Here is a 13,696-nt window from a genome sequence, read left to right on the forward strand (position 1 = left end):
CCGATATTTCCAGCGGGTGTCCGCCGTGTCAATTGAGGATGCTGAATAAACCGGACCCGTTCACACCCCTGGTCCGGTCCGTCGCGTGAGATTCGCCGCGCCACGCGACGTCGCGGCGATCTCCTAGAGACAACTGCACCCTCCAACTGGCAGGCTGCGTCCCATGACCCTGAAGCTGCGTTCCGTGGGGGTGAGTGACCGCGGGCTGATTCGCAGCGGCAACCAGGACGCCCTGCACTCCGGCACCTGGCTCGTCGCCGTCGCCGACGGCATGGGCGGGATGGCGGCCGGCGACCTGGCCAGCCGGATCGCGATCGACGCGGTCAGGCCGCTGGACCTGGCGACCCCGGAGGACGCTCTGGTCGCCGCCCTGCAGAGCGGGATCGAGCTGGCGACCGCGGGGATCCGCGAGGCGGTGCGGGAGGACCCGGAGCGGCAGGGCATGGGCACCACCCTGACCGCCCTGCTCTTCGCCCGAACCGGAAGCTGCCTCGCGCTGGCCCACGTCGGGGACTCCCGCGCCTACCTCTACCGGGAGGGGGTGCTCAAGCAGATCACCCGGGACGACACCTTCGTGCAGATGCTCGTCGACCAGGGCGTGATCACCGCCGACCAGGCCGCGAGCCACCCCCGACGGGCCGTGGTCACCCAGGCGTTGCAGGGCGAGCAGGTCTCCCCGGCGTACGCGACGATGGTGCCCCGGGCCGGCGACCGGTGGCTGCTGTGCAGCGACGGGTTGTCCAACGTGGTCCGCCCGGACACCCTCGCCGAGGTGCTCGGCGCCCACCCGGACCGGGACGGGTGCGCCCGGCGGCTGATCGATCTGGCGTTACGCGCCGGCGGCCCCGACAACGTCACCGTCGTCGTCGCCGACGTGGTCGTCGAGGACTGACCCGGCCGGGTCGGCGGCGGCGCGTCGGGGTACGGCGGCGGGTCAGCCCGGCGCGGCGGGTGCGGCGGGTCAGCGGCGGCGTGGGGCGGCCCGGCGGGTGGGCTCGGCGGTGGTCGGATCCTCCGGCCAGGGGTGCCGGGGGTAGCGCCCGCGTAGCTCGGCGCGGACCTGCGGGTAGCCGGTACGCCAGAACGACGCCAGGTCCGCGGTGACCGCCACCGGGCGGCCGGCGGGGGAGAGCAGGTGCAGCAGCACCGGCACCCGACCGTCGGCGATCCGGGGCGCCTCGGCCCAGCCGAAGGTCTCCTGGAGCTTCACCGCCAGGACCGGGGCGGCCGGGTCGGCGTAGTCCACCCGGACGCGGGAGCCGCTGGGCACGGCGAGCCGCTCCGGGGCCAGCTCGTCGAGCCGGGCGGCCTGCTGCCAGGGCAGCAGCCTGCGCAGGGCGGCGGTCACGTCGACCCGGGCCAGGTCGGCCCGGCGTCGGGCGGCGGCCAGCTCCGGGCCGAGCCAGGCGTCCGCCCCGGCGAGCAGCGCCTCGTCGCCCACGTCCGGCCAGTCCGGGCCGAGGGCGCGCCGGCAGAACGCCATCCGCTCGCGCAGCGCCCGCGCGGCTGGGGTCCAGGTCAGCAGCGCCAGGCCGCCGCGGCGCAGCCCGTCGCGCAGCGCCGCGGCCACCAGCGCCGGCTCCGGCCGGACCAGCGCCCGGGCGACCAGCTCGATCGCGCCGAGCCGGACCACCTCCCGGGCCACCACGTCGCCGCCGGACCAGGTCACCTCCCGGGCGGAACGCAGCAGCGGGCCGCCGGCCTCGCGGGCGGTCGCCTCGTCCAGGCCGGTGGCCAGCCGGACCCGGGCGGTCGGCGCGCCGGGGGTACGGTCGGCCACCGCGATGGCCAGCCACGTCGCGCCGGTCAGCCCCGAGCCCGGCGCCAGCTCCGCCTCGGTTCCGCCCGCCATCAGGTACGCCGACCCGCCGGCCCGGCGCACCCGGGCCAGCCGCTCCGGGTACGCCAGCCCGACCAACAGCCCGGCGGCGAGATCGTCGGGCAGTCGGCCCTCCCCACGCTCCCGGGCGGGCGTGCGGCCGTCCGTGTCGCGGGGCGCGCGGCCGTCCGGAGCGCGGGACGTGTGGCCGTCCGTAACCCCGGGCGCGCGGGACGGGCCGCGCCCGGGGTCGAGGGCCGGGCCGGCGGAACCGTGCGGTGTCCCCGACCGGACGACGTGCTCCGTGGGCCGGTGGCTGTCCGTCCCGGCGGGCAGGGCGGCGCGGAGCCGGCGCACCTCGGCACGCCAGCGGGCCGTGGCGCCCGGGTCGGCACCCGAGCGCAGCCGGCGCCACCCGGCGGTCAGGTCGTCGCCCGGCCCGGCGACGGTGTCCTCGGCGAGCAGCGCCACCACCTCGGCGGCCCGGTCGGCGCCGACCACCGCTGCTCCGTCCAGCAGGGCCCGGGCCAGCCGGGGATGCGCCCCCGCGCCGGCGATCGCCCGCCCCCGGGCGGTGATCCGCCCGGCCGCGTCCAGCGCGCCGAGGGTGGTCAGGGTCTCCCGGGCGACCGTCATCGCGGCGGCCGGCGGGGGGTCGGGCAGGGCCAGCCCGCTGCCGTCCGGCTCGCCCCAGGCAGCCAGCTCCAGGGCGAACCCGGTGAGGTCGGCGGTCGAGATCTCCGGCTCCGGCTGCGCGGCGAGCCGGGCATGGGTGGCCTCCGACCAGCACCGGTACACGTGCCCGGGGGCCTCCCGGCCGGCCCGGCCGGCCCGCTGGGTGGCGGCGGCCCGGGACACCGGCACCGTGACCAGCGCGCCCAGCCCTCGGGCCAGGTCCACCCGGGGCACCCGGGCGAGCCCGGCGTCGACCACCGTCCGGACCCCGGGGACGGTGAGGCTGCTCTCCGCCACGGCGGTGGCCAGCACCACCCGTCGCCGGTCGGCGGGACGCAGCGCGGCGTCCTGCTCCGCCCCGCGCAGCCGGCCGTGCAGCGGCAGCAGGGCGACGGAGCCACGCAGGTCGGCCAGTCGGCGGGTCACGGCAGCGATCTCGCCCACCCCGGGCAAGAAGACCAGCACGTCCCCGTCCCGCTCGGCCAGGGCCCGGCGTACGGTCGCCGCGACGTGGTCCAGCAGCGCCGGGTCGACGCGGCCGGCCCCGGAAGGGGTGACCGGCCGGGGCGGCGGGGCCCAGACCCGGGTCACCGGGTGCAGGGCCGAGGAGGCCCGGACCACCGGGGCCGGCGTGCCGTCGGTGCCGAGCAGTTCGGCGAACCGGTCCGCGTCCGGGGTGGCCGACATGGCGGCCAGCCACAGGTCGGGGCGCAGTGTCGCCCGCGCCTGGACGGTGAACGCCAGCGCCAGGTCGGCGTCGAGCTGCCGCTCGTGGCACTCGTCCAGCAGCACCGCGCCGACCCCGGGCAGCTCCGGGTCGTGGTGCAGTCGGCGTACCAGCAGGCCGGTGGTGACCACCTCGACCCGGGTGGCGGGGCCGACCCGGCGCTCGCCGCGCACCGCGTACCCGACCCGGTCGCCGACCCGCTCGCCGAGCAGGGCGGCCATCCGGTGCGCCGCCGCGCGGGCGGCCACCCGGCGGGGCTGGGCGATCACCACCCGGCCGGCGACCGCCCCGGCCACGGCCAGCGGGGCGAGGGTGGTCTTCCCGGTGCCCGGGGGCGCCACGAGGACCGCGCCGCCGGCCGCGCGCAGCGCGTCGAGCAGCGCCGGCAGCACGGGCCGGACCGGCAGGTCGAGGTGTACGTCGTCGAGCACCTACCTACTGTCGCACCGACGGCGTGGGCGTCCGTCGGTGCGTACCGCGTCGAGGCCGGCGGGTGGGTGTGCCGCGGGCGCTCTCGATCAACGCCTCGGCGTCGTCCCCGGCAACCCGGTGGAGCGTCGGCGCGGCACGCGCGCTCGGGTCGGCGGTTACCCTCCGAGTCGGTCTCGACAAGATCCGCAGGTCGGATGTGCACGGAGTGCAACTGTGAAGACCGGGAGTTGCGTCGCAAACAGAGGGCGTGCATCCTTTCACCCGGCGTTGATCTGTTGTGGACAATCCGTTCGGGAGGCTCGTTTGCTCATCGCCGACGAGTTCTATCTGATCGCCCACAACGACAGCCGGGGCCGGGCGAGGCTGCACCCCAGCGCGGCGGGCATCTGCCTGGCGGCCGGGCTCCTCGGCGAGCTGGTCCTGTCCGGCCGGATCACCGTCAGCGCCGGCAACGTGACGGTGATGGACCGTCGCCCGCCGGCCGACGCCCTGGCGCACACCGTGCTGGACCAGCTGATCGGTGAGTCCCAGCACCAGTCGGTCCGCACCTGGCTGAGCTTCCTCGGGCAGTCCGCGGCAACGTCGGTGGCGGAGCGGCTGGCCCGGGCCGGGGTGCTGCACCGGCAGGAGAGCCGCCGGCTGCTGCGTACCACCATCGGGTACGTACCGATCGACCTGAACGCGGTGGCCTGGCCGGCCACCCGGCTGCGGGCCCTGCTGGACCGGCCGGAGCCGCCGGCCGTGCCGGACGCGCTGCTCTTCGGCCTGGTTTCCGCCTCCGGGCTCACCCGCGAGGTGCTGTGGAGCGCCAACCCCCGCGCCCACCACCGGCTCGGCGTCCTCATCCCCGCGTTGCCCCCGCCGCTGAAGGAGCTCGTCGCGCACGCCGAGGCCGCCGTGGGCGCGTCGGTGCTGCGCGGCATGCCCTGACCGGCCGGGCCCTCACCCCTCCCTGGAACCGGAGCACCCCCAATGTCCCCAACAGCGACCGTCCAACGACCGAGCAACGTCTCCGACGCGTTGGCCCGCGGTCGGCTCGGTGTGCCGTCGGTGATCTTCTTCGTGCTGTCCGCGGCCGCCCCGCTGACCGTGGTGGCCGGCGTGGTCACCACCGGGTACGCCGTCACCGGCGTCACCGGCATGCCGCTGGCCTTCCTGGTGGTCGGGGCGGTGCTCGCCCTGTTCTCCGTCGGCTACGTGGCGATGGCCCGCCGGGTGGAGAACGCCGGCGCGTTCTACGCGTACGTCTCCAAGGGGCTGGGCCGGCCGGCTGGCGTCGGTGCGGCCTGGATCGCCCTGATGTCGTACAACGCGCTCCAGGTCGGGCTGTACGGCGCGATCGGAGCGGCGGCCTCCCCGGTGCTGCAACGGCTCTTCGACGTCGACCCGGCCTGGTGGGTGGTGGCGCTGGTCGCCTGGGCCATGGTCGGCGTGCTCGGCCTGCTCCGGGTCGACGTCAACGGCATGGTGCTCGCGGTGCTGCTGGTCGCCGAGATCGTGGTGATCCTCGTGTTCGACCTGGGGCAGCTCAGCCACCCGGCCGGCGGGTCGGCCAGCTTCACCGCCCTCTCCCCGGACAGCCTGCTCGTCCCGGGCGCGGGCGCGCTGCTGGTGATCGCCGCGACCGGTTTCGTCGGCTTCGAGTCCGCGGTGGTGTTCAGCGAGGAGAGCAAGGACCCGAAGCGCACCGTCCCGAGAGCCACCTACCTGTCGGTGGCCGTCATCGCCGGGATCTACGCCCTGTCGTCGTGGACCATGACCGTGGCCACCGGCCCGGACCAGGTCGCCGCGCAGGCCGGCGAGCAGAGCGTCGAGCTGATCTTCAACCTGGCCGGGGCGCACCTCGGCGACACCGCCGTCGCCATCGGCCAGGCGCTGTTCATGACCTCCGTGCTGGCCGCGATGATCTCGTTCCACAACACCACCGCCCGGTACATCTTCGCGCTCGGCCGGGAGCGGGTGCTCCCGGAGGCGTTCGGGCGGACCTCGCCGCGTACCGGGTCGCCCCGGGTCGCCTCGCTCGCGCAGAGCGCCCTCGGCCTGCTGGTGATCCTGCTGTACGCGACCAACGGCTGGGACCCGGTGCGCCAGCTCTTCTACTACACCGGCGTCGGCGGCGGCTTCGGCGTGCTGCTGCTGATCGCCACCACCTCCATCGCGGTGATGGCGTACTTCGCCCGCACCCGCGTCGAGGAGAGCCTGTGGCGGCGGTTGGTCGCCCCCGGCCTGGCCGCCGTGGCGCTGGTCGCCATCATCATCGTGGCGTTGAACAACTTCGCCGTCCTGCTCGGCGTGGCGCCCGACTCACCGTTGCGCTGGGCCGTTCCGGCGGCGTTCCCGGTGGTGGCGCTGCTCGGCCTGCACTGGGCGCTGGTGCTGCGTGGCAGACGGCCGGACGCCTACGCCCGGATCGGACTGGGCGCGGAGAGCGCGGCCATGCTGGTCACGCCGGATCCGGCTGGTGCGCAGGCCCCGGTGGGGACGGGGAGCCGGCGGTGAGCGACGTGCGCGTCGAGCGCCTCGGCGCGGCCGAGACCCGGCTGGTGGCCGAGCGGATCGCCCGGGCGTTCCTGGTGCTCCCGGCGACCCGGTGGCTGGTGCCGGACGACTCCGAGCGGGAGGCCGTGCTGGCCGACAACTTCGAGATCCTGGTCGGGCACGCGATGACGCACGGCCACGTGTACGCCACCGCGGACCGGGCGGCGGTGGCCGTGTGGTTTCCGCAGGTCGGCGACGAGGTCCCGCCGCCGGTGGACTACGACGCCCGGCTGGCCGCCGCCTGCGGGCAGTGGGTCGAGCGGTTCCGGCACCTCGACGCGCTGTTCGCCGCCGACCACCCGCACGCCGACCACCACCACCTGGCCTTCCTCGCCGTCGCGCCGGACCGGCAGGGGCAGGGGCTCGGCTCCGCGTTGCTGCGGCACCACCATGCCAGGCTGGACGCCGACGGGGTGCCGGGCTACCTGGAGGCGAGCAGCGAGATCGCCCGGGACCTGTACGCGCGGCACGGCTACCGGGCGAGGGAGAGCTTCCGGCTGCCGGACGGCACCCCGTTCTACCCGATGTGGCGGGAGCCGGCGGGGGTCTGACTCGGCACGGGAAGGCCCGGCATGGGGCGAAGGGCCGGCACGGCGAAGGCCCGGTCGGCGCATCGCCGACCGGGCCTTCCGGGCTTACCGGTGGTCGGGCCCGCCGACCGGACCGCCGGTGGTGCCCCTAGTACGTGCCGTCGAGCTGTCCGCGCAGCTTGGTCAGCGCCCGGGCCAGCAGCCGGGACACGTGCATCTGCGAGACGCCGATCTGGTCGGCGATCTGCGACTGGGTCAGGTTGCCGTAGAAGCGCAGGGTGAGGATCTTCTGCTCACGCTCGTCCAGCGTGGCGAGCGCCGGGCCCAGGGCCACCCGCAGCTCGGCCAGCTCGAACTCGCCGTCCTCGCCGCCGAGCATGTCGCCCAGTTCGGTGGCCCGGTCGCCGTCGCCGGTCGGGGTGGACAGCGACACCGCGTTGTACGCGCGGGCGCCCTCCAGGCCCTCCAGGACCTCTTCCTCGGTGACCTTGAGGTGGGCGGCGATGTCGGCGACCGTCGGGGAGCGGCCCAGCGTCTGCAGCAGCGAGCTGTTGGCGTCGGAGATGGCCAGCCGCAGCTCCTGGAGGCGACGCGGCACGCGGATGTCCCAGGTGCGGTCGCGGAAGTGGCGCTTGAGCTCGCCGATGATGGTGGGGATGGCGTAGCCGGCGAAGTCGACGCCGCGGGACGGGTCGAACTTGTCGATGGCCTTGATCAGGCCGATGGCGGCCGTCTGCGCCAGGTCGTCGGTGGGCTCCCCCCGGCCGCTGTAGCGGTGGGCGAGGTGGTTGGCGAGCGGCAGCCAGGCCTCGATCGCCCTGTCCCGCAGTGCGGGGCGCGACGGGTGGTTGGCGGGCAGCGCTGCCATCGCGTTGAGGACGTCGGCCGCGCTGTCGGTGAGCGCTCGCGGGTCCAGCTTCTTGGTGGCGACGGCCGGCGATGTCTTCGTCTGCTCGCTGATCGTTGGCGCGGTCATTCGGTGGTCCTCCCTGCACCTCGTCCGCGGATAAAGACGTGACGCTGTGGTTTAGATTCAGATCGTCCGTTCGGGACTCACCTTAACCTGATCGGCTCCCTGAAATCTAGCCGAAAGTACGATGTACTTAAGGTTCTTATGGGAAGAAACCTAGCGAAAGGTGCGTAGAGACCGGAAGATGTGATCGTGATTACCGGTTCGCTGGCCGAACGGCCAGTCCGGCTCGGGTCGGGCAGCTCGCGCCGCGCGGCCGTCCGGCGGTCGTCTCCGCCCTATGGCGAGGGCCGCGCGGCAGTTCGGGGCGTGCGCGCGGCTGGCCCGCCCGGTCGCGGTGTCTGATCGGCCGATGCGCAGGTGGCGCGCGTCAACATGAAAGCCGACAGCCGGGCGCGCCTGTCGGCTTTCCGTCCTTGTCCCGCCCGAGGGGCCGCCCGTAGCGTCGCGGGGAAATCCCCCTGGCCCGGAGGCAGCGTGCTCGACCCCGCCGATCCGCACCTCGTCGTGCACAGCCGGATGATCTATCTGAGCTGGCTGCCGGCGGACCCGGAGGTGATCGCCGCCCTGCTGCCGGCAGGCCTGCGCGCCGGCGAGGACCGCCGGGTCTTCATGAACCAGTACGTGGTCGACGACGAGACCCAGACCTCCGGGTTCGGCGCGTACTCGCTGACCTATCTCGGCGTGTCAGTCGCGGGCCTCGACGCCCCGGACCGTCCCCTGGGGGGCGGCTGGTGGACGCACTACCTGTGCTCCAGCCCCCGGGTGCGCGGTTACGCCGCCGCGCGCGGCGCCCCGGTCGCCGCCGGCCGCACCTGGCTGGAGCAGCGGGGCGACACGCTGGTGGCGCAGACCGAGGTCGACGGGGTGCCCCTGATCCGCACCCGGGCCCGGGTCGGCGACACCGGGCACGTCATCCGCAGCGGCCACCACCGCTACCTCACGGGCCGGGGCGACGCCCTGGTCAGCGGCGTCTATCCGTACCTGGCCGAGCCGGTGGCCCCGTTCGAGGTCGAGTCGGTGGACTTCTTCGACCCGGACCACCCGGTCTACCGGCTCCGCCCGGCCAACCCGCTGGTCATCACCGCCGGGTTCTACTCACCGCGCGCGTCGTTCGCGTACCCCGGCGGGGAGAGCGTCCTCGCCCGCAGCCCGGCGGTGACGGTCGGCCGGGCCGGTCACCAGGTGCCGGCCAGCCGGGCCCGCAGCGGCCTGCCGTCCGGGTCGTAGACCAGCCGGTACGCGGGCAGTGCCCATGCCCGGGTGTACCAGGGCAGCCGCTCCGGCCGGTGCGGGCGCAGCCGGCCCGGCGGCCGGGGCCCGACCCGGCCCGAGTCGTGCCAGCGTTGCAGTGCGTCGGCCGACGCGGTGATCGTCTCGACCGCCGACGCCGGGTCCAGCAGGCCGTCGTCCGAGCCGCCGTCCGGGTCCAGGTCCAGGTGCTCGCGCCACAGCCGCAGCCGCAGCTCCCGGGCGAACAGCCGGGCCCCGTCGCCGAGGCCGCCCGGGTCCAGCGGGGCCCGCTCGTCCCGGGTGTCGTCGAGCACGGCGCAGGACAGCTCGCTGTCGTGGGTCCACGAGCGGCGGTTGAAGTTGTCGCTGCCCACGCTGGCCCACGCGTCGTCGACCACGCACACCTTGGCGTGCACGTACACGGGGTCGCCCGCGTGGTTCTCCACGTCGAAGACGTGCACCCGGTCCGGGGCTGCCCTGCCGCACAGCGACAGCGCCTGCTCCCGGCCGACCATGTTCGGCGGCAGGGCGAACCGGCCGTCCACGTCGGGGTGCCGCGGGACGACGGCCACCAGGTGCAGGTCGGGGTTGTCGCGCAGCGCCCGGGCGAACAGGTCGGCCACCTCGGTCGACCAGAGATACTGGTCCTCCAGGTAGATCAGCCGCCGGGCCCGGCGTACGGCCTTGGTGTAGCCGCGTGCCACCGTGCGCTCGCCGTCGGGGGCGAAGGAGTAGCGCGGGCGCACCGCCGGGTAGGTGCGCAGCACCTGGATCCGGTGCGGGCCGCACGGCGGGGGGACGTCCGGCTTCTCGGGCAACGGGTCCGGGCGCAGGTCCGAGCCGCGTAGCCGATCCCGCAGGTACGCCAGCGGGTTCTCCGAGTCCAGCGGCATCGGGTCGGTCCACCGTTCCCGGAAGACCGTGTCCAGCGCGTCGACCACCGGCCCGCGCAGGGCGAGCTGCACGTCGTGCCAGGGCGGGGTGTCGCCGTACCGGGGCGACATCCCGACGGCCTGCGGGTCGCCGTGGTGCTCGGCGTCGTCCCGGCGGCTGTGGCACAGGTCGATCCCGCCGGCGAAGGCGATGTCCCGCTCGGGGGCGGCGGGGTGGCGCAGCACCACCAGCTTCTGGTGGTGCGAGCCGCCGCGCCGGACCCGCTGGTCGAGCAGCACCTCTCCGCCGGCCGCGCAGATCGTCTCGCTGAGGCTGCGGTTCTCGGCCTCGCTGAACGACAACGTGTCCAGGTGTGAGCGCCAGAGCAGGCCCTTGACCACCACACCGCGCTGGGCGGCGCGGCTGAAGAGCTGGGCCACGGTCGGCCCGTCCGGGCGCATCCGCTCGTCGGGGTCGCCGCGCCAGTCGGTGAAGAAGAGGTGGTCGCCCTCCTGGAGCGCCTCCACCTCGCTGACCAGCCGGTCGAAGTACGCCGCGCCGTGAATCAGCGGCTCGGCGAGGTTTCCGGTCGTCCAGACGGGTAACTCGGAGGCTGGGTTGGCGCGTTCCTGCGCGGTGAGGAACCAGTCCCGCATCGGCACGCTCCATCCTCCCGAGGTCGACAACGTCCTCACGTTAGGCCCCCCGCGCCGGGTCCGCACGCCGGCCGGCACCCCGGTGACCTGGCCGACGTTCCCCGCCGCGACGCCCGACGACCCTGATGCGAAACACCGAGGAGGCCACACGATGCCCACCGAGACGACCGACGCCGTGACCGAGGACCGCGAACAGCCGGTGGAGAACGAGCGCGGGGCCCTGGTGGCCGTGTTGGTGATGGTGCTGCTGGGGGTGGCGGGGATCTTCGCGGTCTCCTGAACCCGCCGGCGGGCGCCACCGGGGCACCCGGTGACGCCCGTCACGTCGACGGTCAGGGGCGGTCGCCCTGGCCGCCGGTGTGCGGCAGCCGCTCGGCCGGGACCACCCCGAGCCGACCGGCCTGGAAGTCCTCGAACGCCTGGATCAGCTCGTCCCGGGTGTTCATCACGAACGGGCCGTAGTGCGCCACGGGCTCCCGGATCGGCTGCCCGCCCATCACGTAGAGCTCCAGGGCGGGGGTGTTCGAGTCCTGCTTCGCGTCGGCGGTGACCCGCAGCGCGTCGCCCGGGCCGTGGGTGGCGAGCTGGCCGGTGTGGAAGGGCCGGCGGTCGGTGCCGACCGTGCCGCGCCCGGCGAGCACGTAGACCAGCGCGTTGAAGTCCGGCTGCCAGGGCAGGCTCAGCTCGGCGCCGGGCTGCACCGTCACGTGGGCGATGCTGATCGGGGTGTGGGTCGAGCCCGGCCCCCGGTGCCCGGCCACCTCTCCCGAGATGACCCGGATCAGCGCGCCGCCGTCCGGCGTTATGAGCAGCGCCGACTCCCCTCCGCGGATGTCCTGGTACCGCGGCGGCATCATCTTCGCCACCCTCGGCAGGTTCACCCAGAGCTGGAGGCCGTGGAAGAGGCCCCCGCTGGCCACCAGGTGCTCCGGCGGCGCCTCGATGTGCAGCAGGCCGCTGCCGGCCGTCATCCACTGGGTGTCGCCGTCGGTGATGGTGCCGCCGCCGCCCTGCGAGTCCTGGTGGTCCATGATCCCGTCGATCATGTAGGTCACCGTCTCGAAGCCGCGGTGCGGGTGCCACGAGGTGCCCTTCGGCTCGCCCGGCGCATAGTCCACCTCGCCCATCTGGTCGAGGTGGAGGAACGGGTCCAGCTCGTGTGTCGGCACGCCGGCGAAGGCCCGGCGGACGGGGAAGCCCTCGCCCTCGTGCCCGCTGGGGGCGGTGGTCAACCGGCGGACCGGCCGGTAACCGGTGGTCTCGTCGAGCCGGGGCAGGCGGGGCAGGACGAGGACGTCGTCGACGGTGATGGCGGGCATCTCGAACTCCTTATTCGCTCAGGGTGGACGAGTCGTCGCGGTCGGCGCGCAGGCGCCGGCCGAGGCGTTCGAAGACCCGGTTCAGGCAGGCGATCTCGGCGTCGTCGAGGTCGTCCATCAGGTGGGTGCGCGCGGAGCGCAGGTGGTGCGGCGCGGCCTCGCGCAGCGCCAGCAGCCCGGCGGCGGTGAGCACCGCCTCGCTGCCGCGCCGGTCCGCGGGGCACGCTTCCCTGGCCACCAGGCCGCGCTTCTGCATCGAGGAGATCTGGTACGTCAACCGGCTGGGTGAGAAGACCAACCGGCCGGCCAGCTCGCCCATCCGCAGCCGCTGCCCCGGCGCCTCGGAGAGCAGGACCAGCACGTGGTAGTCGGCGAAGCTCAGCTCGCTGTCGGCCCGCAGGTCGTCCTCGAGCTGGGTGAACAGCCGCTGGCTCGCCTCGATGTAGGCGCGCCAGCAGGCCATCCGCTCGCCGTCCAGGCTCTCCGTCATGCCAGAACAGTAGCACTCTTTCAAAATTTAACAAGTGACTCCGCACTGCGTCGGGGGGGCTTGTCAGGTGGATGAGGCTGCGAAGCTTCGGATTTGAAGGGGTTCGGCCGGGGAAACCTCCGCGTGGCCGGGCCGGCGGCGTGCCAGACTGCCCCGTGGACCACGTCGTACTCGCCGCCCCCGGCCTGCTGCTGCGCCCCTGGCGGGCGGCCGACGCCCCCGACGTGCTGGCCGCCCTGGGTGACCCGGAGGTGGCGACGTGGAACCCGCAGGGCGACATGGACGAGGCGCGGGCGCGCAACTGGGTGCGCCGGCGGGCGGACTGGTCGAGCGGCGAGCACATGTCCCTCGCGGTGGCCGACCCGGGCGACGCCGAACTGCTCGGGGCGGTGTCGCTGCACCGGATCGGCGGCGGCAACGCCAGCATCGGCTACTGGACCGTCCCCGCCGCCCGGGGGCGGGGCGTCGCCACTGGCTCGGTCCGGCGGCTCACCACCTGGGCCTTCGCGGCGCTGGGCCTGCACCGCATCGAGCTCTGTCACGCCGTGCCGAACGTGGCGTCCTGCCGGGTGGCCGGCCGGGCGGGCTACCTCGTCGAGGGCACGCTGCGCGAGTCGTACCGTTACGGCGACGGTCGCCGGCACGACGAACACCTGCACGCGCGCCTCGCCACCGACCCGGGCTAGCTGTACTGCCCGGCTAGCTGGGTGCTGTGGGCGTCGTACCTTGATCGTCTGCTGATTTTCGAGACGACCCGCCGGGCGAGTTCTCCACAACCAGCAGACGATCATGGAGAGCCGCCCCTGACGGGGGCGAGGTGAGAGCGGAGGCGGGCGGCAGGAAAACGAGCGTGATCGTGTGTGCTCGTACGGCCCCAGACCACGCCAGACCACGCCCGCGCACGGAGCAAGCCTGGACGCCCGGAGCGGGCAGCCCGGCGAACCCCGTTCCACCCTCACCCACACCGAACCGGCGGCGCCGAACCGAACCGAGCCGAGGCAGGCCGACTTCGACACAGGCTCCGGGCGCTCGTGCCGCCGGGTGGCTCATTCCATCGGGTGAGGGGCTGCGGAACGTCGCGCGACCCGGGATGGATCGGACGAAGAATGTCCAAGCGGACGTCCTTGGCGACAGCGACACGGGGCGTGACGTTTCGGATTCACTGTCGTACGGACGGGGACTGTTGTCATGGGTGGGAAGAACGCGGATCAGGCGCGGGCGGCGTTCGAGAAGTTGCGGAACAAGATCGAGGTCGATCCCGCGTTCCGGGAAGGCCTCCGGGAGAACATGCGGGCCGCCGTCGACCGGGCCGGACTGACCGAGGAACTGCAACGCCTGCGCGCGGAGTCGGCGCAGGATCAGGAAATCTGCCTCTACACGTGTGCGGTCATCACCTGCATCCGCACCTGTCTGATCACCGAACTCCAGCAGTGA

The 13,696-nt window shown here is 74.2% G+C and carries 13 protein-coding genes; 8 read left to right on the top strand and 5 right to left on the bottom strand.

Features of this window, described 5'->3' with window-relative positions; all coding sequences use genetic code 11:
• Positions 1-163 precede the first annotated feature (163 nt).
• A complete protein-coding gene (locus ACFYZF_RS12005; protein ID WP_387018855.1) occupies positions 164-892 on the top strand; it encodes a PP2C family protein-serine/threonine phosphatase in 729 nt (242 codons plus the stop codon).
• 69 nt (positions 893-961) lie between these two features.
• Here ACFYZF_RS12005 and ACFYZF_RS12010 read toward each other — a convergent pair whose 3' ends face one another.
• Positions 962-3,652 (bottom strand): ATP-dependent RNA helicase, encoded by a 2,691-nt coding sequence (locus tag ACFYZF_RS12010; RefSeq protein ID WP_387018858.1) that lies wholly within the window; start codon positions 3,650-3,652, stop codon positions 962-964.
• A 304-nt stretch (positions 3,653-3,956) separates the two neighbouring features.
• On the opposite strand from ACFYZF_RS12010, the gene ACFYZF_RS12015 reads away from it, so the two are divergent.
• Genes ACFYZF_RS12015 through ACFYZF_RS12025 form a run of 3 tightly spaced genes read left to right on the top strand, consistent with a single transcriptional unit; the run spans position 3,957 to position 6,742 of the window.
• Complete coding sequence (locus ACFYZF_RS12015) at positions 3,957-4,583, top strand: GPP34 family phosphoprotein (protein ID WP_387018860.1); 627 nt, start codon at positions 3,957-3,959, stop codon at positions 4,581-4,583.
• Between the two features lie 42 nt (positions 4,584-4,625).
• Complete coding sequence (locus ACFYZF_RS12020; protein ID WP_387018863.1) at positions 4,626-6,152, top strand: APC family permease; 1,527 nt, start codon at positions 4,626-4,628, stop codon at positions 6,150-6,152.
• Entirely contained in the window at positions 6,149-6,742 is a 594-nt protein-coding gene (locus tag ACFYZF_RS12025; protein WP_387018865.1) for a GNAT family N-acetyltransferase, read from the top strand. The genes ACFYZF_RS12020 and ACFYZF_RS12025 overlap by 4 nt, the downstream gene beginning before the upstream one ends.
• Positions 6,743-6,869: 127 nt before the next feature.
• On the opposite strand, the gene ACFYZF_RS12030 is transcribed toward ACFYZF_RS12025, so the two are convergent.
• On the bottom strand, positions 6,870-7,697 hold the full coding sequence (locus tag ACFYZF_RS12030) for a SigB/SigF/SigG family RNA polymerase sigma factor (protein ID WP_387018868.1): 828 nt from the start codon (positions 7,695-7,697) through the stop codon (positions 6,870-6,872).
• A 471-nt stretch (positions 7,698-8,168) separates the two neighbouring features.
• Here ACFYZF_RS12030 and ACFYZF_RS12035 point away from each other — a divergent pair, with 471 nt between their 5' ends.
• On the top strand, positions 8,169-8,921 hold the full coding sequence (locus ACFYZF_RS12035) for a hypothetical protein (RefSeq protein ID WP_387018870.1): 753 nt from the start codon (positions 8,169-8,171) through the stop codon (positions 8,919-8,921).
• Here ACFYZF_RS12035 and ACFYZF_RS12040 read toward each other — a convergent pair.
• On the bottom strand, positions 8,870-10,459 hold the full coding sequence (locus tag ACFYZF_RS12040) for a phospholipase D family protein (protein ID WP_387018872.1): 1,590 nt from the start codon (positions 10,457-10,459) through the stop codon (positions 8,870-8,872). The genes ACFYZF_RS12035 and ACFYZF_RS12040 overlap by 52 nt on opposite strands.
• A 145-nt stretch (positions 10,460-10,604) precedes the next feature.
• Here ACFYZF_RS12040 and ACFYZF_RS12045 point away from each other — a divergent pair, with 145 nt between their 5' ends.
• Complete coding sequence (locus ACFYZF_RS12045) at positions 10,605-10,733, top strand: hypothetical protein (protein WP_387018873.1); 129 nt, start codon at positions 10,605-10,607, stop codon at positions 10,731-10,733.
• Between the two features lie 52 nt (positions 10,734-10,785).
• On the opposite strand, the gene ACFYZF_RS12050 is transcribed toward ACFYZF_RS12045, so the two are convergent.
• Positions 10,786-11,772, bottom strand: a complete 987-nt coding sequence (locus ACFYZF_RS12050) for a pirin family protein (RefSeq protein WP_387018876.1) — start codon at positions 11,770-11,772, stop codon at positions 10,786-10,788.
• Between the two features lie 10 nt (positions 11,773-11,782).
• On the bottom strand, positions 11,783-12,262 hold the full coding sequence (locus tag ACFYZF_RS12055) for a MarR family winged helix-turn-helix transcriptional regulator (RefSeq protein WP_387018878.1): 480 nt from the start codon (positions 12,260-12,262) through the stop codon (positions 11,783-11,785).
• A 155-nt stretch (positions 12,263-12,417) separates the two neighbouring features.
• Here ACFYZF_RS12055 and ACFYZF_RS12060 point away from each other — a divergent pair, with 155 nt between their 5' ends.
• Together ACFYZF_RS12060 and ACFYZF_RS12065 are read left to right on the top strand one after the other, a co-directional pair.
• Positions 12,418-12,948, top strand: a complete 531-nt coding sequence (locus ACFYZF_RS12060) for a GNAT family N-acetyltransferase (protein WP_387018880.1) — start codon at positions 12,418-12,420, stop codon at positions 12,946-12,948.
• Between the two features lie 502 nt (positions 12,949-13,450).
• Positions 13,451-13,696, top strand: coding sequence for a hypothetical protein (locus ACFYZF_RS12065; protein ID WP_387018882.1), 246 nt, complete (start codon positions 13,451-13,453; stop codon positions 13,694-13,696).

This window comes from Micromonospora sp. NPDC001898, assembly GCF_042891255.1.
Taxonomy (GTDB): Bacteria; Actinomycetota; Actinomycetes; order Mycobacteriales; family Micromonosporaceae; genus Micromonospora.

Coding starts and splice junctions, on each gene's coding strand:
- ACFYZF_RS12005 (WP_387018855.1), top strand. CDS start 164: ATGACCCTGAAGCTGCGTTCCGTGGGGGTGAGTGACCGCGGGCTGATT.
- ACFYZF_RS12020 (WP_387018863.1), top strand. CDS start 4,626: ATGTCCCCAACAGCGACCGTCCAACGACCGAGCAACGTCTCCGACGCG.
- ACFYZF_RS12030 (WP_387018868.1), bottom strand. CDS start 7,697: ATGACCGCGCCAACGATCAGCGAGCAGACGAAGACATCGCCGGCCGTC.
- ACFYZF_RS12045 (WP_387018873.1), top strand. CDS start 10,605: ATGCCCACCGAGACGACCGACGCCGTGACCGAGGACCGCGAACAGCCG.
- ACFYZF_RS12050 (WP_387018876.1), bottom strand. CDS start 11,772: ATGCCCGCCATCACCGTCGACGACGTCCTCGTCCTGCCCCGCCTGCCC.
- ACFYZF_RS12055 (WP_387018878.1), bottom strand. CDS start 12,262: ATGACGGAGAGCCTGGACGGCGAGCGGATGGCCTGCTGGCGCGCCTAC.
- ACFYZF_RS12065 (WP_387018882.1), top strand. CDS start 13,451: ATGGGTGGGAAGAACGCGGATCAGGCGCGGGCGGCGTTCGAGAAGTTG.